21 protein-coding genes and 1 tRNA gene are annotated in these 21731 nt (G+C 33.5%); 9 read left to right on the forward strand and 13 right to left on the reverse strand.

What is annotated here, in order from left to right; translation table 11 throughout:
• Nucleotides 1–29 precede the first annotated feature (29 nt).
• The 3 genes from AAGD20_RS03360 to AAGD20_RS07095 form a co-directional block, all read right to left on the reverse strand.
• A complete protein-coding gene (locus tag AAGD20_RS03360) occupies nt 30–362 on the reverse strand; it encodes a transposase (protein WP_341749438.1) in 333 nt (110 codons plus the stop codon).
• Between the two features lie 210 nt (nt 363–572).
• Nucleotides 573–1004, reverse strand: coding sequence for an IS5 family transposase (locus AAGD20_RS03365; protein ID WP_341749380.1), 432 nt, complete (start codon nt 1002–1004; stop codon nt 573–575).
• 102 nt (nt 1005–1106) lie between these two features.
• Nucleotides 1107–1670 carry an adenylyltransferase/cytidyltransferase family protein gene (locus tag AAGD20_RS07095; protein WP_410520907.1) on the reverse strand — a complete coding sequence of 188 codons (564 nt, stop codon included), beginning with the start codon at nt 1668–1670 and terminating at the stop codon, nt 1107–1109.
• A 162-nt stretch (nt 1671–1832) separates the two neighbouring features.
• On the opposite strand from AAGD20_RS07095, the gene AAGD20_RS03375 reads away from it, so the two are divergent.
• Nucleotides 1833–3434 carry a hypothetical protein gene (locus AAGD20_RS03375; RefSeq protein ID WP_341749381.1) on the forward strand — a complete coding sequence of 534 codons (1602 nt, stop codon included), beginning with the start codon at nt 1833–1835 and terminating at the stop codon, nt 3432–3434.
• A 355-nt stretch (nt 3435–3789) separates the two neighbouring features.
• Here the strand turns inward: AAGD20_RS03375 and AAGD20_RS03380 are convergent, their stop codons facing one another.
• The 3 genes from AAGD20_RS03380 to AAGD20_RS03390 all read right to left on the reverse strand — a co-directional run bounded on the left by AAGD20_RS03380 (nt 3790) and on the right by AAGD20_RS03390 (nt 5392).
• Entirely contained in the window at nt 3790–4128 is a 339-nt protein-coding gene (locus AAGD20_RS03380; protein WP_341749382.1) for a hypothetical protein, read from the reverse strand.
• A gap of 138 nt (nt 4129–4266) precedes the next feature.
• Nucleotides 4267–5085, reverse strand: coding sequence for an IS3 family transposase (locus tag AAGD20_RS03385; protein WP_341748686.1), 819 nt, complete (start codon nt 5083–5085; stop codon nt 4267–4269).
• A 7-nt stretch (nt 5086–5092) separates the two neighbouring features.
• Nucleotides 5093–5392: a transposase gene (locus AAGD20_RS03390; protein WP_341748941.1), complete on the reverse strand. Its 300-nt coding sequence runs from the start codon at nt 5390–5392 to the stop codon at nt 5093–5095.
• Between the two features lie 62 nt (nt 5393–5454).
• Here AAGD20_RS03390 and AAGD20_RS03395 point away from each other — a divergent pair, with 62 nt between their 5' ends.
• The gene (locus tag AAGD20_RS03395; protein ID WP_410520908.1) at nt 5455–6291 is read left to right on the forward strand and encodes an IS110 family transposase; all 837 of its coding nucleotides are present in this window, start codon (nt 5455–5457) and stop codon (nt 6289–6291) included.
• A gap of 538 nt (nt 6292–6829) precedes the next feature.
• Here AAGD20_RS03395 and tsf read toward each other — a convergent pair.
• Together tsf and rpsB are read right to left on the reverse strand one after the other, a co-directional pair.
• Nucleotides 6830–7762, reverse strand: a complete 933-nt coding sequence (tsf, locus tag AAGD20_RS03400; RefSeq protein ID WP_341749383.1) for a translation elongation factor Ts — start codon at nt 7760–7762, stop codon at nt 6830–6832.
• A 327-nt stretch (nt 7763–8089) separates the two neighbouring features.
• Nucleotides 8090–8992 carry a 30S ribosomal protein S2 gene (gene rpsB, locus AAGD20_RS03405; RefSeq protein WP_094649325.1) on the reverse strand — a complete coding sequence of 301 codons (903 nt, stop codon included), beginning with the start codon at nt 8990–8992 and terminating at the stop codon, nt 8090–8092.
• 457 nt (nt 8993–9449) lie between these two features.
• Between rpsB and dusB the strand changes: the two genes are divergently transcribed.
• The gene (gene dusB, locus AAGD20_RS03410; RefSeq protein WP_341749384.1) at nt 9450–10433 is read left to right on the forward strand and encodes a tRNA dihydrouridine synthase DusB; all 984 of its coding nucleotides are present in this window, start codon (nt 9450–9452) and stop codon (nt 10431–10433) included.
• Nucleotides 10434–10446: 13 nt separating this feature from the next.
• On the opposite strand, the gene AAGD20_RS03415 is transcribed toward dusB, so the two are convergent.
• Together AAGD20_RS03415 and AAGD20_RS03420 are read right to left on the reverse strand one after the other, a co-directional pair.
• Nucleotides 10447–10522 (reverse strand) — tRNA-Val (locus tag AAGD20_RS03415).
• A gap of 225 nt (nt 10523–10747) precedes the next feature.
• Nucleotides 10748–11020: a palindromic element RPE2 domain-containing protein gene (locus AAGD20_RS03420; protein WP_239832674.1), complete on the reverse strand. Its 273-nt coding sequence runs from the start codon at nt 11018–11020 to the stop codon at nt 10748–10750.
• Nucleotides 11021–11036: 16 nt separating this feature from the next.
• Here AAGD20_RS03420 and AAGD20_RS03425 point away from each other — a divergent pair, with 16 nt between their 5' ends.
• The 5 genes from AAGD20_RS03425 to cyaY all read left to right on the forward strand — a co-directional run bounded on the left by AAGD20_RS03425 (nt 11037) and on the right by cyaY (nt 15687).
• Nucleotides 11037–11918, forward strand: a complete 882-nt coding sequence (locus AAGD20_RS03425) for a DNA adenine methylase (protein ID WP_341749385.1) — start codon at nt 11037–11039, stop codon at nt 11916–11918.
• Nucleotides 11919–12137: 219 nt separating this feature from the next.
• The gene (ettA, locus tag AAGD20_RS03430) at nt 12138–13805 is read left to right on the forward strand and encodes an energy-dependent translational throttle protein EttA (RefSeq protein ID WP_341749386.1); all 1668 of its coding nucleotides are present in this window, start codon (nt 12138–12140) and stop codon (nt 13803–13805) included.
• 3 nt (nt 13806–13808) lie between these two features.
• Entirely contained in the window at nt 13809–14147 is a 339-nt protein-coding gene (locus AAGD20_RS03435; protein WP_341749387.1) for a DUF2672 domain-containing protein, read from the forward strand.
• Nucleotides 14148–14302: 155 nt separating this feature from the next.
• Nucleotides 14303–15283: an endolytic transglycosylase MltG gene (mltG, locus tag AAGD20_RS03440; protein WP_094649329.1), complete on the forward strand. Its 981-nt coding sequence runs from the start codon at nt 14303–14305 to the stop codon at nt 15281–15283.
• Nucleotides 15284–15285: 2 nt separating this feature from the next.
• A complete protein-coding gene (cyaY, locus tag AAGD20_RS03445; protein WP_341749388.1) occupies nt 15286–15687 on the forward strand; it encodes an iron donor protein CyaY in 402 nt (133 codons plus the stop codon).
• A 508-nt stretch (nt 15688–16195) separates the two neighbouring features.
• Here the strand turns inward: cyaY and AAGD20_RS03450 are convergent.
• Nucleotides 16196–16774 (reverse strand): hypothetical protein, encoded by a 579-nt coding sequence (locus AAGD20_RS03450; RefSeq protein WP_341749389.1) that lies wholly within the window; start codon nt 16772–16774, stop codon nt 16196–16198.
• A gap of 383 nt (nt 16775–17157) precedes the next feature.
• Between AAGD20_RS03450 and AAGD20_RS03455 the strand changes: the two genes are divergently transcribed.
• The gene (locus AAGD20_RS03455) at nt 17158–19269 is read left to right on the forward strand and encodes a Sca4 family protein (protein ID WP_341749390.1); all 2112 of its coding nucleotides are present in this window, start codon (nt 17158–17160) and stop codon (nt 19267–19269) included.
• A 33-nt stretch (nt 19270–19302) separates the two neighbouring features.
• Here the strand turns inward: AAGD20_RS03455 and clpP are convergent, their stop codons facing one another.
• The gene (clpP, locus tag AAGD20_RS03460; RefSeq protein ID WP_341749391.1) at nt 19303–19905 is read right to left on the reverse strand and encodes an ATP-dependent Clp endopeptidase proteolytic subunit ClpP; all 603 of its coding nucleotides are present in this window, start codon (nt 19903–19905) and stop codon (nt 19303–19305) included.
• Between the two features lie 280 nt (nt 19906–20185).
• A complete protein-coding gene (locus AAGD20_RS03465; RefSeq protein WP_341749392.1) occupies nt 20186–21712 on the reverse strand; it encodes an NTP/NDP exchange transporter in 1527 nt (508 codons plus the stop codon).
• Nucleotides 21713–21731: the final 19 nt, after the last annotated feature.

The following is a 21731-nucleotide window of genomic DNA, read 5'->3' on the forward strand; positions in this document are numbered from 1 at the left end:
TAAAGCACTAGGTTCTGTTGACAAAATTTTTAACGTAACCATATTAAAGCTCCAACGAAATTTAGAAAGGCTAAAAAGGTGGCTGGGGCTTTATCAAACCTAGAAAATATACGCCTAAAATGTTTGATTTTACCAAAGAAGCATTCAATTAAATGGCGTTCTTTATAAATATGTTTATCATATTCACGTTGTACTTTACGATTAGATTTTGGTGGTATAACAACCTCACACCCCTTATTTTCTAAGCTTTCTACAAACGCACTACTATCATATCCTTTATCGCCTATCACCGTCGTATTCTGAACATCTTTAGTAAGATTTTCAGCCTGAGTGATATCATTTCTTTGCCCAGCAGTTAGTATAAAACTTCAGTGGGTTACCCAATGCATCAACGAGGGCATGAATTTTAGCCTGGATATTGCACAAAGGTAGCAAAATTCACCTCTGAATCCCTTGTAATATAAGGGGTTCAGAGGAATTATACAAAAATACAAATTGTATATTTAAAATTTATTATATTTTAGCTTCTAGCCCTTATAAGACAAGGGCTAGAACAATTGGCTTATTATCTATCATGCAATATCCAGGTTAGTACTAAAACCACCTTTGCTTCTACCTAAAGCTGCTTCCTCTTGATTACCTTTAATATATCCAGATGAGCAAGCATGTACTCTTACAATAGTTGCATCAATCATCATTGATTCCATATCTACATCTACTTTAACATGATCCATTAAAGCTTCCCATATACCTTTGTCAACCCATCTCTTAAATCTGCGATAAACACTGTACCAACAACCATAATAATCAGGCAGAAGACGCCATTGACAACCTGTTCTAGCAATAAACCATATTGCTTCAATAAACTGTCTTATTTTTTCCTCATTCTTGTTGTGTATAGCTTTTTTTTTCTTAAAAAATGATAAAATTGCTTCCCATGCTTGGTTTTCTATGTAATACTTCATATTGGTAGTTTCTTGGTTTCGATAACTAGAAACTACCATTTCTTCTTACTATTGCAACTTCTTTATTCTACTCTGATAACTTAACATAAAATTTTGTCAACAGAACCTAGGATTAGTTTACCAAACATATATTCCTCAAATTTAATCATCAAATGAGCCATAGCTTCGTGCCAATTTTGGATAGGCATAGTCCATTTTTTGGTCATATGAGTCAATCATATTGAGTATATTATCGGTACTAAACACCACCTGTATCTCTTGATTTTTTACTAAGTCAGTAACTTCAATTAGTTGGGCTCCTATAAGTTTAGCTTGAATACGCTTATTACTAAGCTGAGGATCATTCTTTGTTACAGCGATTATCGATGGGCAAATATTTTGTACTAATTGATTATAGTCATCAAAACCTTTAAGTAGAGGTAACATAATTACTTTATCAACAAAGCTTAAACTACTTAAGATATCGGCACGCTGCAATTGACTATGGATGGCTCTACGTTTTTTATAATTCGTAATAGTTTCATCTGGTTCCAAAGCTATAATTAAATGTTTTCCTTGAGCTTTGGCTTTACGTAAAAATTGTATATGACCATAATGCAATAAATCAAAACATCCCCCGACTAAAACTAGTTGCTCTTTTTCTAAATATTTACACAATGATGTATTATTATAACAGATTATTTTTGAGTAATTATCTTCTACCATATTCCAATTCTCCAAATCATAATATATATATGAGATATGAGATTAGAGTACAATAAATATCTCTATTTTTCGATTTTTTGTTTGACATTAAAAAGCTATTACACTTTACTGATAGTGTTTGGCAAAATTATAACGTACCTTTAATAATGATAGGATGTATTTATGATAGATGATGATGGTAATGATTCTGGCTACGATAGTGACGAAGGTGTTGATGTTAAAGGCAAAAAAAGTGCCGTCGCAACAAAAGTGGCTAATATTATCGAAACTTTTCGGAAGAACTTAATATCTAACGAAGGTTTTCTTATGGATGCATTTGCAACTGCAGCAAGAGCTAATGGAGGGATTATTGACATTAACCAGTCTGATTTTTCTACAGCATGTAAAAGTTTTTTAACAAAAGAGAAAGCAGAGAAAGATTATGGTGGAAAAAATGCACGAGATGTTAAGAGCTTACCAGAAACTATAAAAGCCATAAATACAAAAATTGAAAAAATGGTTAAAGAAGGTATTGATTCGGAATATTTTGCTGATTTTAAGAAGGAAATGAAAAATTACCAGGAAGAAGTAGCAGGGCGATTATCAACTAATGAGGGAATTAGGAAGCTTCTAAATAGACGTTTCATTGATCAGCTGTTTATAGATGCAAGGATTATGGACAAGGATGAAAATGGAAAACCTACTTTTCTACATGCCGACAAGGGACAAGCCTTTTTTTCCAAGATTACACCTTATATCCATGATATTCCGCCTGAACTAGAGAAAGCTATGTTGTCTATGTTATCACACCAAAAATTTCCAGAACTAGTCAAGTTGATTAATGAAGAAACTCTTAAATTTTTTACAGTAGGCGGTGTTGAAGGCAACTGGGGTATACTAGATGACAAGAAAATTACAACAGAAAATATCCTGCAATTCGCTAATTCTATTAACAGCATTCTTAAAGATATGGATGGCAAGGCATTTGAATTAGAAGTAAAACAAGTAGTACAAGAAGTTGTTAATAAAATTAAAGCAGGAAATGATATTCCAGACAAGCAGAAAGAAAAAATTACTAAACAATTATTTCAGGAATTGATCAAACTTGATCCTGATGATCTACGAAGAAACAAAAGAGACATAATACCGAAGCTTGCAGAAAATATTGAAAAGCATAAAACTTTTGGTTCGAATCTTTTCAAAGATTGGAGTATTTCTACTGAATCACTACACAATGTTCTCAATCATCTAACTGAGAAATATGGTAAAAAAAGTGAGCAGTCAGTGAAGCCTGAATCGATTGTTCTTCCAGAAGAAAAACCGAACAAGAAAATCAACACGGAAATAAGCTCGCCGATAATTTCTAAGGCAATTGATGCGATTTTAAAAGAAAAAAATGCCAAAATAAAATCTGAACAGCGGGTAGAAATTGAAAGTAAGCTATCAGAAGTTTTGTCTGCTCTTGATCCTGAATATCTAAAAAAGAATACAGATATTTTAGCAAAAAATCTTACAGACAAGCTTGTGAAGAAGGGTAATACTAGTTTGTGGAATAAGAAGTTTACTGTTGACAATAGCCAACTAGAAAAAATTTCTGCAGCAGTAAAAAGCGTTGAAGAAAAGAAAAGCGATAAATTTGTTGAAAACAAAATTAACGAAGCCATTTGGTCTCATGCAATGTCTGACAGTGTTCTAGAAGCAAAATTATCCAAATTTCTAGATGAGAATAAAAAGGATGGAATAAAAGAAGATGTTGCTCTTAAGAAGATTGAACCCAAGGGTTAGTAGAACTTAGGAAAATAAACCCAGACTCATTTGATAAAATACTATTTTCAACTACAGAACCTACTCCTATAGAGCTTAAGCCTACTATAAGGAGGCTTCTAGCACATGAAATTATAAAACCTCCAGTGACTCCTAGAGTCCCTGTTACAAGGAAGCTAGCTCATAATAAGAATGAGAGGACTCGTTAAGTTTATGTATAGCTAACGTGTTTTGAATAAAATATAGGACAATGGTTGTTATCCCTACGAAAGTAGGTATCTAAAAATGCCCCCGACTTCCGCAATTTTTATTAAGAGGGAGTCCTGTAAGCCTTAGTTTGTAAGGGTTGTAGATTTTTAGGCACAACATTATTTGCTTATTTTAGATATATTTCTACAGCATCTGAGCGTTTAAGATTGAAGGTTTTATAAATCTTCCTCGCATCATTTTTCATGTTGCCTGGTAGCCTATACAAATCTCCTGTTGTTGTATGCCTTAAAATTGAAGATTGAACTTCTACTAATAACTCAACTATATTAGTTACACTGATTTTTTGGGTAAGTGCTACTTTATATTCTATTTGTTTAAGCACAGCAAAACTCATATAGCACATACCAATATGTGCTTCAATTCTCTTACTTGTCCAATGAAAAATTGGTCGCATTTGCCAATTATGCTTATTGATTCTAAATTGTTCTTCAATTACCCATCTCATAACCAAGCGGTAATCCATCTTCATTAGTCGTAAGAGCCAGCACTAATTGAGTAGTATTAAAGTATGGTGGTCTCCTTTGTCTAGACAAAAATTTAGCAATTTAGAGATATAATTCCCATGAAATTATTATTGTCACTATTATGCAACTTTTTGTTTATAGTACATCAAGCTAGGAGTCCTATACCCCAATGCTTGGTGCATTCTTTCGTGGTTATAAAAATCGATATATTCCTTAATAGCTGCTTTTGCCTCCTTTACAATTGTTAAAATTATTCGATAAATTTTTTCCTGTTTCAACGAACGCCAAAATCGCTCAATAAACACGTTGTCCAAAGCTCTACCTTTGCCATCCATACTTATTTGAATATTATATTTTTTTAAAATACAGATAAATTGCTCAGACGTAAATTGCACTCCTTGGTCTGTGTTAAAAATCTTTGGTATACCATATTGTTCTATAGCTTCCTCAAGAGCCTCTACACAAAAAGTACTTTCTAAACTAATAGATACCCGCCAGCTAAGTATATAACGACTGTGCCAATCCATAATGGCTACCAAATAAACAAATCCTTGTTGCAACCTTATGTAAGTGATATCTGAACACCATACTTGATTTGAGTATGTTCCCTCTAAATCTTTTAATAAATAAGGATATATTTTATGTGCCTGATTTCTTTTACTCAAATTCATTTTAGGATAAACAGCTTCAAGACCCATTATTTGGTAGTAACGTCTAACAGCTTTACGACCTACCGAAAAACCTTGGGCTTGTAAATATTTAGCCATCCGTCGCATACCATAATATGGATGCATAGTATAGGTCTCATCAATTATTGCCATGATCTTAAGTTCTTGTTCACTAATAGCAGTAGGTTGATAGTAGTAGGTTGACCTACTAATACCCAACAACTTACACTGTTGTATAATTGTTAATTTATTATGATTAGGCTCTATCATATTACACCTAACCTTTAAGTCCAAACAATGCAGATTTTTTTTTGAGCCAGTCACGCTCTACACTTAACTGTCCAATTTGTTCATATAGATTCTTGATTAACTCCTGCTGATTTGGATCAGCACTCTGTGTTTTACTCTTAAAGCCTTGTACTAATAATTCAAGCCCCTGTTTTTTCCAATTACTTATCTGCGTTGTATGAACACCATACTTACTAGTTATTTGGGCTATTGTTAGCTCGCCCTTGATTGTCTCTATGACAATTTTTGATTTCTCCTCAGCACTATATTGCCTTACTTGTTTTTTCATCTCTAGCTCTCCTTTTTTGCTAAAGAATTCTATCTCATTTCTTCTATTTTTGTGTCCAAAATATGGAGACCATTATACAATTTGTTAAGCCTTATGTTAAAACTAATAAAAATGATCAAGCAGATAGCGAAGCAATATGTGAGGCAGTAGCGAGACCTAATATGAGGTTTGTGCCTATCAAAACTGTAGAGCAACAAGATATTTTATTTATTCATAGGGTAAGGCAACGATTGGTAAAAAATCGTACTGCACTTGCTAATGAGATCAGGGGATTATTACATGAATTTGGTTTTGTTATACCGCAAGGAATTAATAAAATTATGACAAAATTAACTGAGATTTTAGATGAAGGAGCTTTAAGCCAGCTAAGCTATCGAACGTTTAGTGAGTTAAAAGAAGAATTTCTAGAGAATGATAAAAAAATAAAAGAATTAGAACAAAGATTAAAAATTATAGCTAGCCAGTATAGTAATCACCAACAACTAATGACGATACCAGGTATAGGGTTAATTACTGCTACAGCCTTAATAGCGTCAATAGGTAATGCTAGTTGTTTTGAAAATGGTAGGCAATTATCAGCATGGCTAGGATTAGTGCCAAGGCAACATTCTAGTGGTGGCAAAGATAAGTTGCTTGGCATTAGTAAAAGAGGTGATATATATTTACGCACTTTGTTGATTCAAGGAGCAAGAGCAGTACTGAATAGTAAAATAAGATTTACCACGGAAGAGCAAAAATCTAAAAAAGATTATAGCAAGTTTACCGAGTGGATGTTTAATTTATCTGAACGAAATGGGCATAATAAAACAACTGTTGCAGTATCTAACAAACTAGCAAGGGTGGTGTTTGCGGTACTCAGTTCAGGCAATGATTATACCGAGAGTAAAGTTTGTAGCTAAAGAATTGGTACAAACTAGTTGTTGACGAGATAATATTATAGGTAAATAGAAATTTAATAGATTCTAATCCGGAATATGCGAAAGAATGATAATATTGATGGTAAATAAGACGAACCTTAGCTTACGAGAAAACTGAAATAGTCAATGGCTCGTTAGAAGTCGATGAAATGATAAGTATAAGTTTGTAAGCCAGCGAATTCCATCAGGGCTATAGGGTAAATTTAAGGTAATTTATTAACTATAAGCCGGATACATGACTGCGTTCGATTTTTTGCTGTTATATATTATTTTTTTCTTGCATTATCGGGTAAGTCCATACATGACTATAGATGCTGGTTTCAGGCAAGATACTTTAAAAGTAGTATATGGTCAACGTCTATTAGCGAAGACTGCGTAAGCTTCAACCTTCATTACGAAAAAGACCTTAGGTCGACGAAGCAATCCATAAAAATAATCAAAAATGGATTGCTTTATCGGCTTATACTTTTTTGCAATAACAGAGTAATGTTAGTCAGGTTAGCTATACATTCTTTCTTGCTTATTTTTGTATAACAGCTGCGACTTCGTCTGCAAAGTTTTTATCTTCTTGTTTTATACCTTCACCTAGTTCATATCTTATAAACTGAGTAATTTTAATTGGAGTTCCTAATTCTTTTGCCATATTATCAATAACTTGAGAAATTGTTAATTTGTCGTCAAATAAAAAGTTTTGCTCAAGCAAAACAACTTCTGCAAGAAACTTACGTATTCTACCTTCAACCATTTTTTCAATGATATTATCAGGTTTACCAGAAGCTTTGGATTGTTCAAAGAATATATTTTTCTCGCGTTCAACTAAAGTTTGATCTAGACTAGATACATCAAGGCTATAGGGATTATTTGCTGCTATATGGGTAGCGATTTTTTTTCCCAATTCTAGAAGCTTAGATTTTTCTTTACTAGTCGATTGTAAACCAACAATAACAGAAATTTTACCTAGCCCCTCAACAACAGTGTTATGTACATAGGATGCCACCACCCCTTCTGAGATTTTTAAGACATCCACACGACGTAGATTTAAATTTTCACCAATTGTAGCAATATTATCTAATATTTCTTCATCAATTGATCGACCTGTTGATGTTTTTGCTAATTTTAGTGATGATAAATTTAACGGTTGCAAATTACTTTCTTGCAAAGCTAATGTCGCGATATTTTTAACCAATTGTTGAAATTTATCATTTCTTGCCACAAAATCTGTTTCTGAATTTACTTCTATAATAACTCCAACATTATCTTTAATATGCACTGCTGTTAGTCCTTCGGCAGCGACTCTATCTGATTTTTTTGCTGCAGCTGATAATCCTTTTTTTCTTAACCAATCAACAGCTGTTTCAAAATCTCCTTTTGTTTCAAGCAAAGCCTTTTTGCAGTCCATCATTCCTGCACCAGTTTTTTCTCTTAATTGTTTTACAAGTCCAGCATTTATCATTTTATTCTCCTTAATTAAAGGTTATATAGTTAACCCCTCTAGTATTTATCAATAGACCTCTTGCATAACCTAATCTAATTGGTAATTTTGTTGTCAAAACTCGTCTTCGCTCCTCACGTACATCTTAGTACGCTGCGGTACTCGACTTCGTTTTTCCTAAAAATTCCTCAATTATCTTTAGGTTATGCAAGAGGTCTATTGTCATCCCTGTAACGGGGATAAAATAGTACTCAAATCCCTGAGATATTATAGATTCCCGCCTACGCGGGAACGATACCCTTTTTATTGAAACAAATGGCTAAGTGCTAATTTGGTTAGCACGTCCAGTTACTTTACTGTCGCAGTAACTTCTGCAATTTCCAAAGCTGTTTCAAACTCTGACTCTGCTGTTTTTTGGTTAGTTGCCTCTTGGTTATTTAGGTCAGAAGTTTTAGAAAATTTCTTAGTCGGTTTTAATTTAGTAATAGCTTTGATATTGGTATTTTTTTCTTCATGAGTAGCTATGCTTCCTAAATCAACACCAGATGCCACTAAAGCTTCTTCTATACCAGCTAGTACAGCATCGGCAAACAAGCTACAATAAAGTCTAATAGATCTTATTGCATCATCATTACCAGGAATAGGGTGATCTATATTATCTGGATTAGAATTAGTGTCAACAATGGCAATTATTGGTATGCCTAATTTTACTGCTTCTTGAATTGCCAAATGCTCTTTATTAGTATCAATTACCACCAGCAAATTTGGCTTTGTCTCAATATGTCTAATACCACCTAAGGATTTTAGTAATTTATCCTTTTTACGGGTCATTTCCAATATTTCTTTTTTGGTATAAACAGAATATTCCTCTTCATTTTCCAGAACTTTTTCAAGGCTATCTAGCTTTTTTATTGAGCCAGAAATTGTTCCCCAGTTGGTTAACATACCACCAAGCCATCTGTGGTTAACGTAATATTGCCCACATTTTTCTGTATACTCAGCTATTATATCACTAGCTTGGACTTTGGTGCTGACAAATAATATTTTACCATTTTTCTTAACAGTCTCATATATTACATTGAGAGCCGTTTGCATTAGAGCGGCAGTTTGTTGTAAGTCAATTACATGAATATCATCTCTGATGCCATAAATATAAGGTGCCATTTTTGGATTCCAGCGTGAGGTTTTATGACCAAAATGCACCCCAGCATCAAGTAATTCTCTGACATTAACAGCTTTTATTTTAGACATTATTTAATCTCCTTGAAATGTTAGTTATGTACCTACATTAGCAGTAGGTACTCCTCCGTAAGAGTTGATACCAAAGAAATTGGACTAACAACTGAACTCTTACGTGTGAATTTTGCTTGTTATTATTTTTAAGCAGAGTTAATTATATATTTAATCAATATATTTGCAAGGGATATATCGCTAAATTGTCGATAAAATTCCTGTTTACAAGATCATAAAAATTCTATACAATTAAAAGTTTAAATCAATAAGATTTTTATGATTATCCTTGGTATCTGTAAAAAGATACACTTACTGGTAACCTTATTGATGAGAAGTTGGTGACGTCGTCGCTCAATGCTCGTATTACTATAGGAATTATCCTAACCCCAACTTCTTATCAATTGACTATGTCTTATTAAAATAATTTATGATAATTATTCTATACAGCAATTAATTTATAACTTTTTAATGTGTTATGATAAAAATAGGCAATATTCAGCTACCTCATTCGGTGATATTAGCCCCAATGTCAGGGGTTACTGATTTACCATTTAGAAAATTAGTACGAAAATTTGGTGCAGGTCTGGTAATCTCTGAAATGGTTGCTAGTAGGGCAATGATTATTGAAACAAGGCAATCTTTACAAAGATGTGCGATTATTCAAGATGATGCTACTGGTTCATGCGTACAGATTGCTGGATGTGAGCCTGATATAATAGCAGAATCAGCTAAAATGAATGAGGATATGGGAGCCAAAATTATTGATTTAAACTTTGGTTGTCCAGCTAAAAAAGTAGTTGGCGGCTATTCTGGTTCTGCTTTAATGCGAGATGAGAAATTAGCGGCAAAAATCTTAGAAACTACAGTAAAAGCAGTAAAAATCCCAGTAACTTTAAAAATGCGTACTGGCTGGGATGAGCAAACTAAGAATGCCCCAAATTTGGCAAAAATAGCCTATGATGCTGGTATACAAATGATCACCATTCATGGTAGGACAAGATGCCAGTTTTATTCTGGTCAAGCAGATTGGGAGTTTATACGACAGGTTAAGGATGCGGTAAAGATTCCCGTTATCGCTAATGGAGATATTACTTCCTTGTCTAAAGCTAAGGAATGCTTACAAAAATCGGGGGCTGATGGTATAATGGTTGGTCGGGGAGTATATGGTAGACCGTGGTTTATTTCTCAAATAGCCCATTATCTTGCAACAGGAGAAGAACTTCCCTCCCCTTCAATGGCAGAGCAGTTAGAAGTGATATTAAGTCATTATGATGCCATGCTAGAATATTACGGGAACGATACCGGCGTTCAGCTAGCGAGAAAGCATATAGGTTGGTATAGTAGTGGTTTAGCGAATTCAGCAGAATTTAGAGGTGGGGTTAATATGATGCTTGATCCCTTTAAGGTTAAAGACAAGATAACTGAATTTTATGAAGGTATTGTGCAGAAAAGTGTGTAAATTTCAAAGATACTGGTGGGCGATGAGAGACTTGAACTCCCGACATTCTCGGTGTAAACGAGATGCTCTACCAACTGAGCTAATCGCCCGCTTCTTCAGCTTAAGGCAGATATTGCCCCATTTCCTCAGAAAAATCAAGTTATTTCTAAAATTATTTAATTTTAAAATAATAAAAATGTTAAAGACCTATTTAATAATTACCCAATAAATGGGTTGTATCAATAAGAATTGAATTGGACTTTGGACAAAAGGTATTGTGTATAGCTAACCTATTAAAATTTTAGGTCGTAAAGATATCTAATTAATCTATAGTACTAATAGTCAATTGATGAGGAGTTGGTGACGTTGTCACTCGTCGCTCGCCTATTACTTATAGGCGTCGCTCCATCGCTCCTAGCCCCAAATTCCTCTGAATTGACTATACTACCCAATTCCCCTGCATTGACTATATAAAAATTTGGTGCAGTATATGATTGGTTTCCGATAAAAAATAGCATTAGAAAATTATTAGATAAAGGAGGTTCTGTATTTAAGGCAAGTTGCAGAACGTTAAAAATATTGTATAATGGACTGAAGATGTAAAACATAATTTGGTAAATTTTTATGCAAATTGAATCATTTAATGAAGCTTTATCAAGGATAGGAAAAGCTGTACTAAAAAATGATGACATGATAATTGAAAACGACGATAAGGCAAAACCATTTGTAAAATGGGTAGGTGGAAAAAGAAGTTTAATAAAAGAATTATCCTCAAGAACGCCACAAACTTATAAAAGCTATTATGAACCATTTGTAGGGGGAGGAGTACTTTTGTTTGCTCTTGCTCCAGCTAGTGCAACTATATCAGACATAAACCTAGATTTAGTTATTACATATGCTGTGATTAAAAATAAACCTCAAGAATTAATAAAGCTACTGGCAAAACATAAAGTAAATCATTGTGAAGAGTATTATTACAAAATCCGGAAACAATTTATTAATGATAATGATATAGAAGTTGCTGGACGTTTTATATATCTTAATAAAACCTGTTATAATGGGCTTTATAGAGTCAATAACAAAGGTGAATTTAATGTGCCTATGGGAAGGTACAAAAATCCAGCAATAGTTGATGAGACAACTATAATAGCTTGTAGTAAATTACTACAAAATGTTGATATAAAACATCAAGATTTCAGCGAAATTTCTCCAAATAAAGGTGATTTTGTTTATATTGATCCCCCTTATCATCCTATAATTAATGCATCGTTTACTAAATATACCAAACTTGATTTTACAGAAACAGATCAGATAAAACTTTATCAAAAATGTAAAGAGTTAAACGATAAGGGGGTATATTTTATGCTTTCAAATTCTAATATTCAGTTTATAAAGCATATGTATAAAGATTTTTATATAGAGATCATCGAAGCACCACGCGCTATTAATTGTAAAGCTAATGAAAGGAAAAATGCAGAAGAAGTTTTGATTAGAAATTATGAATAAAACACAAGGGGGATCAATTGCCAATAAAACAGGGAATGAACTTGAGGCATTTATAAATAATCGTCTTGTTAGGGAAGGTTAAGTTTTATGGAAACTTAAAAGGTGTTTTTAGTATGTCTGAATTTACAACTTGGACAAACAAAATATCTAATATAATATGTCCTACTAACTATTTAAAAACTACAAGTAAATATATAAAAAATAAAGGAATTAAGGATTATGTCGTATCAATATGTTTATGTTATGAATGGTTTAAGTAAAACCATCAACGGTAAACAAATTTTAAAGGAAACTTATTTGTCCTTCTTACTAGGGGCAAAAATTGGTATTATTGGTCCAAATGGAGCAGGTAAATCTACTCTTCTAAAAATCATGGCAGCTATTGATAAAGAATATGATGGTGAGGCTTTTGTGGCTAATGGGGTTAAAGTTGGTTATTTAGCTCAAGAGCCATATCTTAATCCTACTCTAAATGTTTTCGATAATGTTATGGAAAGTTTAAATGATAAAAAAGCCTTAATTGACGAATTTAATGAAATAAGCAATAAATTTGCTGAAGAAATGTCCGATGATGAAATGAATGAACTTCTAGCAAAACAGGCTGATCTACAGGAAAAAATAGATAGTTGTGATGCTTGGAGCTTAGAGCGAGAAATAGAAATTGCTATGTTTGCATTAAGATGTCCAGATAAAGATGCCGATGTTACAAAAATCTCGGGTGGTGAAAAAAGGCGAGTGGCATTATGTAAACTTTTGCTAGAAAAGCCTGATATGTTATTACTTGATGAACCAACAAACCACTTAGATGCTGAATCGGTCTCTTGGCTAGAAAATTACTTAAAAAATTATAAAGGCACAGTAGTAGTTATTACCCATGATCGATATTTTCTTGATAATGTAACGGATTGGATATTAGAAGTGGATCGAGGTAGATGTGTTCCATGGCATTCTAACTACAGTGCTTGGCTTGAACAAAAGCAAGCAAAATTAGAAAATGAAGATAAAGAAGATGATGATAGGAATAAACAATTAAAACGAGAACTTGAATGGATACGCCAATCACCAAAGGCAAGGCAATCAAAAAGCAAGGCTAGAATTACTGCCTATCAAGATCTGTTACTCAAACAAAAAGAACAAAAATCAAGCGTGGCACAAATTATTATACCTAATGGTTCACGTCTAGGCGATTTAGTCATAGAGGCAGAACATATAGCAAAGAGATATGATGATAAGGTACTGTTATCAGATTTTAGTTTTAAGGTGGTTCCAGGGGCGATTGTTGGTATTATAGGTCCAAATGGAGCCGGCAAATCTACCTTATTTAATATTATCACTGGTAAAACCAACCCAGATCACGGTTCTATTAAATTAGGACAAACTGTTAAACTTGGTTATGTTGATCAATCAAGGGATAGTTTAGATGATAACAATACTGTGTGGCATGAAATTTCTTCAGGTCTTGAGGAGCTACAACTTGGTTCTAGATCAATGAAAAGTCGTGCTTATTGTGCAGCCTTTAATTTTAGAGGGGGCGATCAACAAAAGAAAGTAGGGCAACTTTCTGGAGGTGAACGTAATAGGGTACACATAGCCAAATTATTAAAAGAAGGAGCTAATGTTATCTTACTTGATGAACCATCGAATGATCTGGATGTTGACACATTACGAGCCTTAGAAGATGCTATTTTAGATTTTGCTGGATGTGTATTAGTGATAAGCCATGATCGTTGGTTTTTAGATAGAATAGCAACTCATATTATTGCTTTTGATAAAGATGGAAATGCTACATGGTTTGAAGGAAATTACCAAGATTATCATGATTATATGATTAATTTAACAGGTGAAAATGTTATTAATCCTAAATATCGTCATAAAAAATTAGTATAAAATATGTCTATAGGAGAAATATTAGTGGTTATGTTAGTAGCAATGATAGTAACAAAGCCAGAAGATATTCCTATGATTATAAAAAAAATCCAAGAATTTAAATTATACTGCTCAGCAGTCAAAAATCAGGCATTAACATATATTACAAAAGATTTAAAAATTGATAATGATATTGTAGAAAATGATGTTGAGCAGTTGAACTTTTATTTAGAAAGAATTATTAATATCCAAGGATATTATGATGGTAATTATTCCCTAAATGAACTTAAAGTAAAATATGATAAGCTTATAAAAATAAAAAGTACAGAATATGGGAATATAGTGGAAAATCATAAAAAATAATAAATTTTTTCATATGCTATTAGTGCCAGCTTATTTTGTGCTATAGTCAATTGATGAGAAATTGGGGACGTTATCGTAGGCAGCCTCCTAGCCCCAAATTTTCCTGAATTGACTATATAATTATATGAATCTGTTTAACTCTTATTAGGTGTATCTTGTTTAAGAAAATACTAAAAATAAAATTTATTTGTGTAACTATTACATTGATTCTACTAGTCAGTGGAATCAATTTTTGTATATTTTACTTATTTGCCCCTGGGGAACTTGTAGAAAACAAGACGGTAATAATCAAACCTAGATTGTCAACTGATCAAATTTCTATGACATTAAATGATCATAACATCATTAAATATCCTGCTTTATTTGCCTTTCTTGCCAAAATATATTCATTAAAACATTCTATAAAGAGTGGGGAATATATTTTTACTCAAAATATTTCTCCTATGCAAACTCTAAGGATATTATCCAGTGGTAAATCAATTATTCATAAAATGCTTATACCTGAAGGTATGCTTGTCCATGAAATAATAAAAAAAATTAATAGCGAAGAACGATTAATGGGAGAGATTATAGGAACAATTCCGGAAGGATTTTTAATGCCATCTACCTATTTCTTTTCATATGGCGATCAAAAAGAGCAAATCATTGATAAAATGCGAAAATTAATGTCTTTACAGCTCGACAAAATTATGGAAAAATTATCACCTGATTCTCCATTAAAAACTCGCCTTGATGTATTAATCTTAGCATCCATTGTGGAGAAGGAAGCTAGCTTAAACTCCGACAAACCTTCAATTGCCGCTGTATTTCTAAATCGCCTAAAAAAACATATGAAACTACAATCAGATGTAACAACAATTTATGCTGTAACACTTGGGAAAGATAAACTAACAAGACCATTAACTAAAAAAGATTTTGCAATGCAATCGCCTTATAATACATATTATATTGCTAATTTACCAGTTGGAGCTATTTCTTGTCCTGGAATAAAATCTCTAGAATCTGTAGTAAATCCTGCTAAAATTGATTCATTATATTTTGTTGGTAACGGTGCGGGAGGGCATAATTTTTCTAATAATTTTAATGATCATAGTAAGCACGTTAAGGCTTATCGTAAAACTTTGAAGGAACCTTAAGCATGGATAATACTGAATTTGCTAAATTAGCTGAACAAACTATATCTTTAATTGCAGAGATAATTGAAACAGAAGATAAGGATTGCCTTATCGATATTGATTTCCAGGGTGATATTTTAACTTTAACTACCAACCAAGGCATATTTGTTATTAATAAACACTCAGCTGCTAAGGAAATTTGGCTATCTTCGCCAATTAGTGGTCCTTACCATTTTTATTACACTACTGGTATAGCCAATTCAGGAGAATTTGGTACTAGGAGCAATGGAGCGATGTCTATAAGTAATAGGCGAAGTGACGACGTTACCAATTTCTCAAGATGGCAATCAAAATCATCTGATGATTTGATTGATATTTTACAACAGGAGCTAAAAATTAATTTCAAAAATACTTCGAAAACTTAACACTCGATAATCAAATTTTTTTGTAGATTTGAATAAAATGCAGGACAAAATTCGTCATCCCTTACCTTAGTGTCACCCTGCTTCGGTGCGGGGTCTAGATCACAACTGTTGAAAGTTAGAAGAGGAAGAGGTTTTAGACCGAATAGTTTAAAAGTCGTATGTGGTCAACGTCATTGCGAGAAAGACCGCAGGTCGACGAAGCAATCCATAAAAGTAACCAAAGATGGATTGCCACGACCTACTTGCGTGGTCTCGCAATGACAGAAAACCTATCTAAAACCCGCTTTACCTTCTAACTTTCAACAGTTGTGGGGTCTAGATTCCGCACCGAAGCGAGAATGACAATGAGAAGAAGCGGGAATGACGAAAAAGTTAGGTGTTACCCTTTACCTTAGTGTCACCCCTGCGAAAGCAGGGGTCTAGATTCCCGCCTACGCGGGAATGACAAAGAAGTGTAGTTGTCATCCCTGCGAAAGTAGGGATATAAAATAGCGCTCAAAAAGTTATACTACTGGATATCACCAATCATAAATACTTCTTCATTTGTCGACATAGTATTTATAGAAGATTCTTCTTCATCACTATCGTTAGGTATTAAGTTAGGTATAGTATGAGAAACTATGTCAGGAAGAGCATATATAGCTTCCGATATAGATGACAAATTATCATCATTGTCATCATCATGAACATGATGTAAGTCAACTGTAGAAATACTTAGTCTTTCCGAATCGTTCTGTTCATTCTCTTCTCCGCACCCCTTATGGTTATATAAAAATTTCTGTATGATGGCACCATTATCACAGTCAGGTAAACTCTGTAAGGGGTCATCTTTGCTATCGTAGCAGCCTTTGTCTCGTAGGTAGGAGCAAGCAAAAGAAGCTACACCACAAGCTGCACCAAGTGCAAGAACAGCCGCTACCATTGCGGCAACTTTGAGTGCGACTAATTCTGTTGATGTTTCTTCCTCAGTTCGATTATTTACTGAGATAACATCAGTAGTAGTAAATGGGGCAGCAAGGTTATCTCTTATCATCGTTCCCACCAACCCAAGGGTAGACAGAATGTTTGTGTTGTTAATAAATCTCATTATTGTATCTCCTTTAGTTATCTTTGACAATTTTTATACAGGATAATACCATTAAGTTAATATTTAGCAACTTTTATGTAATAAATTTCGCCTAGGCTAGTGAAAAATTAATTTAATTATTTTTGCATAATATGCTCTTATGCTATTAGTGTTAACATATTATATGTTATAATATTGTTTTCACAGCTTCTAGATTGTTGTGAAGGACTAGGAGGCTGCTTAATAACTAAAGTAATTCTATATTTAGCTCTTTTTGGCTGCGAATAAACATGATATAATTAATTAGTTATCGTAGACAGCCTCATAGAAACAAATTAGTTGCTTTAAGGGAGAATATTATCTAGCATTAAATATAGTTATAATTTAAGAATGAGGTGGGGAAAATGAGTAAAGATAGAGATCCTAGAGAATATTTTGAGTATTATCAGAACTTTATAGCAAAAATAGAGGAAATTGGTAAAGTAACAAATGATGAGCAAACTGAATCTATAGAGCAATCTTTGTTTGAAATTGTAAAGGGAACCTTAAAAGATAGTGCGGGCAGTCTTGGCGAGAAAAAGAACATATTAAAGGGATTTGCTGAAATAATTAAAAATAAGACAGAAGAACAAAACAAGCTGCCAGAATCTGACAAAATAGTAAACCAAACCATAGTGTTTGATAAATTTGCTGAAATATTAGAACAACCCATACAGGATGAAACAATTTCTGAGAATTGGCAAAAATGTAAGGAAGAACTAGAGGAAATAGTTACTGCTATCAAACCACAAGAGCTTACTCAGGACATTTTTTGCTTACCAGGAGAAGAAAAAGCTCCTTTAGAATTAAATAATTCTTCGGTTGATGCCCCGTCTTTTTCTGCTGATAATCTTGATCCTATAACCAAAGCAATTAGAGAGCATATCTTAACTAAGCAAAGAGCGATAATAGCTGCAGCTTTGGTAAATAAGAGTATAGCAAAACCAGAAGAGCTTGACGATCTGAATAAGTTTCGAGCGTATTTTGAAAATGAACAAAATAAAGAAACAATTAGTGGACTTCTAAAAGAAGATCAAAATTTAAAGCATGCTTTAGAGCAAGTCGAAATTGCTGGCTATAAAAACGTTCATGCACAGTTTGCTGGTAGATTCAGTACTATGGAATGGAAAGATGGGGGTGTAGAGAATGCTAATGGTATCACTATTAAGAAGCAGATAGTACGAGATGCAAACGGTCATGAGATTGCAACATTATCAGAAGCAAACCATCAAATAAATCCTCCTCATACAGTACAAAAAAGTGATGGAACTAGCGTTGCAATTAGCAATTATAGGACGATAGATTTTCCGATAAAACTTGATAATAATGGTCCGATGCATTTATCGTTAGCTGTCAAGGATCAGTATGGTAAAAATATTGCGGCAAGTAATGCTGTATATTTTACTGCTCACTATGATGATGCTGGTAAGCTTATTGAGGTCAGCTCGCCACATCCAGTTAAGTTTACCGGAAATAGTCCTGATGCAGTTGGCTATATAGAGCATGGTGGAAAAATCTATACCTTACCAGTAACGCAAGAAAAATATAGAGCAATGATGCAAGAAGTTGCTAAAAATCTAGGACAGGGAGTGAATATTTCACCATCTATCGAATCTATTGAGGCTCCTGATCTTGCTGTAACCTCTAGAGGAGCTAAATCTGAAGTTGACTATATAAAGCCTGGTGAACAAATGCCAGCAATGCAAGAAAATAAAATAATGATGCAAGAAGAGAGCAAAAATCTAGAACATAGTGTAGATATTTCGCCATTTATCGATGTACCATTATCTATGAATTCCGCAACTCCTGGACAAAATATTGAAGAAACACCGCAGTTGCATAAAGTGCCAGAGACTACAATGCTCTCTAATGATATGGTCAAAATGGAACCAGCCCCTGATATTCTTGAATATCCTCATGAAAAAGTTAACGTTATTACAGAGACAAAAACAACTAAAATCTCTCAAGCTGTATTAATAAATACAGACGTTAGAAATAGGGCTGAAGATATCAAAGCAAGTTTATCAAGATCACAACATATAGGTTCTTCAACTCGAAAAACTGATGTGGATATTGCACAACTGGTAGGAGAGCTATCAAATTTAGAAAATAAAGGATTTGATACACAAAAGAAACATATCGAAGCAAAATTAGATACATTAACGTCTAAAGAAGAACAAGCAAAGCTATTGCAGGGGTTATTAAAGGCTACAGCGAAGCAAAGAGGAAAAGAGCTTAGGAACATCGAAGCCGGACAAAGAAAGCCGGATGCTGATGCGGTTAGATTACTAACAGAGAATAGAGCTGGTAAAGAGGGTGAAATAGTAAAGCCACAACAGAGAGCAGAACATGCTAATGTTAGAGATAATGTAAAGATGCAAGCGTTTTTACAAAATAAAATTAATGAAATTAACGAAGTATCCAAGAAGCCAGCTATTACTGTTAAACCTCGAAATGCAGGAGGTCATGGTTTTTAGGTGTTGGAGTCTTCTTTTTCATAGAGTACTAATTTATTTTTTTACTAAAATTTTTGCTCTATCAGTGATAATTTCATCAACAAGCCCAAATGATTTGGCTATTTCAGGATCCATGAAATTATCGCGTTCCATGCTTTTTTCAATAGTCTCTAGTTCTTGCCCTGTATGCTTGACATATAAGAGATTAAGCATTCTTTTTAGTTTCATGGTTTCTTTGGCATGAATTTCGATATCTGTAGCCTGCCCTTGGTAACCACCTGACGGCTGATGGATCATTATACGACTATGCGGCAGGGAATAACGCATGCCTTTTTCTCCAGCAGTAAGCAATAGAGAACCCATTGAGCAAGCTTGACCTATACAAAGAGTAGAAATTTTAGGTTTAATATATTGCATAGTATCATAAATTGCTAAACCAGAAGTTACAACGCCACCAGGAGAATTAATATACATAGAAATATCTTTTTCTGGATTTTCTGCCTCAAGGAATAGTAATTGTGCAACCACTACATTTGCCATATAATCTTCAATTTGACCGCAAACAAAAACGATACGTTCCTTTAATAACCTAGAATATATATCATAGGCTCTTTCCCCTCTAGAGGTTTGCTCAATTACCATTGGTACGTATGTCATTAATTTTTTCCTTAATTTAATAAATAATTATAGCACAAATGTATAGTAACCTGACCAACATTTGTACATTTGCTCCTACGGGAAAGTTGTCATTTCCGCCCACTATTGTCATTCCCGCGTAAGCGGGAATCTAGATCCATGCTTTCGCAGGGATGACACTAAGGCAAGTGGGGATGACATCCTTCGTAGAGATAACACAAAACAGGATTGTCTTAATGCTACTAAAGTAGCTCCTTGCAATGACGGTATAATAATTCAGGTTAGTTATAATGCAACTAACCTACTGCTGTGCTAGCAAGTTTTTATAATATCGATTTAAGACTTTTACACCAAAAATCCAAGCTATACAAACAATAACAAAAACCACCATGAGAAAACCTGCTAGGTCATTATGTACAGCACTTGGAAAAATACTAAAAGAGACAAATTGAACAATTGCTCCAGCGGATTTTCCTATTTTGCCACCAAGTACATCTACAGCAGCTTTTCCCTTGGTTTTCATTTCACTATCAAGAGGGATATAGACCATTTCTTTAGTAAAATCAAAAAGCGAATATTTTACTCCTTTCCCTAAAACATGCCACAAGCCACCTACAAAAACAATTATCATTAATGGAGAAATGTGACTAAGACAAGTCGTAATTGCCAATAAAGGCTTTTCCAATAAGACGAAAGTAAAAAACATTGCTCCTGATAATAACGTTGCAACGGGAGTAAGTACAGCTCCCCAAAACCAACCACAATTTCTAACTAAACTACTACCTAGAAAAGCACAAATTAAAGTAAATATTCCAGTCCAAAAAAATACCTCACCACTGTAAGTTATAAATTCCTGGGTAGTAGGATATAACTCCTTGGTTTTAGACATCCATAATCCTTCAATTAAGTTGATTGACATGGAATATGAAACCATTAATACACAAATAATTCCTAAATATTTTGATTTAAGAATTATTTTGCTACTCTCAACTAACCCTAGCTTCAGTATATCGGTTCTTTTATTTTTATATCTAATATTTTTAGTAGTTTCTATAATTTTCAATTCAACAAATCTATGTAAAATCAAACAGATCAGTCCAGATATGGTAACGATTACTATGAATGATTTTAAAAGAATTTCTGTTTGGTCATTAAGATGAGAAAATAGAGGTAATAAGAAGTGATTACCTTTGGCAAAATAGACAATTACACTACCAGATATTAGCAAATTAGTTTGACCAAATAAGGAGAAAAACGAATAGAATCTTGGAGCTTCTTCAGTAGTAGTAATCTTATTAGCAAGTTGCCAATATAATAGTGTACATACAATCATTGGCCATAATTCCCCTATTATATAAAATAACACAATACTCCATTTTCCCCAAATGATGATAAACCATTTTAAATGTGGAAGTGTAGTAATATAATGTTCTATTATTTGAGGGTCTGGATGAAAATATTCTCGGTATGGAAACAAAACAAAGGTAAATAATAGGAAAAATCCCAAGAAAAAAGATAATATGATTCTGAAAGCTTGTTCAGTTGTCATAATATTACAAAGTTTGGAATAAAGAATGACAAATAAGATACCTGCAGGCATCTCGCCCCAAAGTTTTATAAAGCTTAAAACTTCCGAACTAATTAATGTTATTACCAGACTATCTTTCATACTACGTACTAGATTCTGGTTAAGGAGAATAAAGAATATTAGTAAAGCCATAGGCACAAACTTTACTAACTCGTTAGATCTGATAGGCCAAACAACGTGTCTAAATTTACTATTTCTAGCTCTATTCCACATAGTGAAAGAAGAATCTACTGCATTCATATAATACTCATGCTCATTT

This window comes from Candidatus Tisiphia endosymbiont of Sialis lutaria (assembly GCF_964026535.1).
In the GTDB taxonomy this organism is placed as follows: Bacteria; Pseudomonadota; Alphaproteobacteria; order Rickettsiales; family Rickettsiaceae; genus Tisiphia.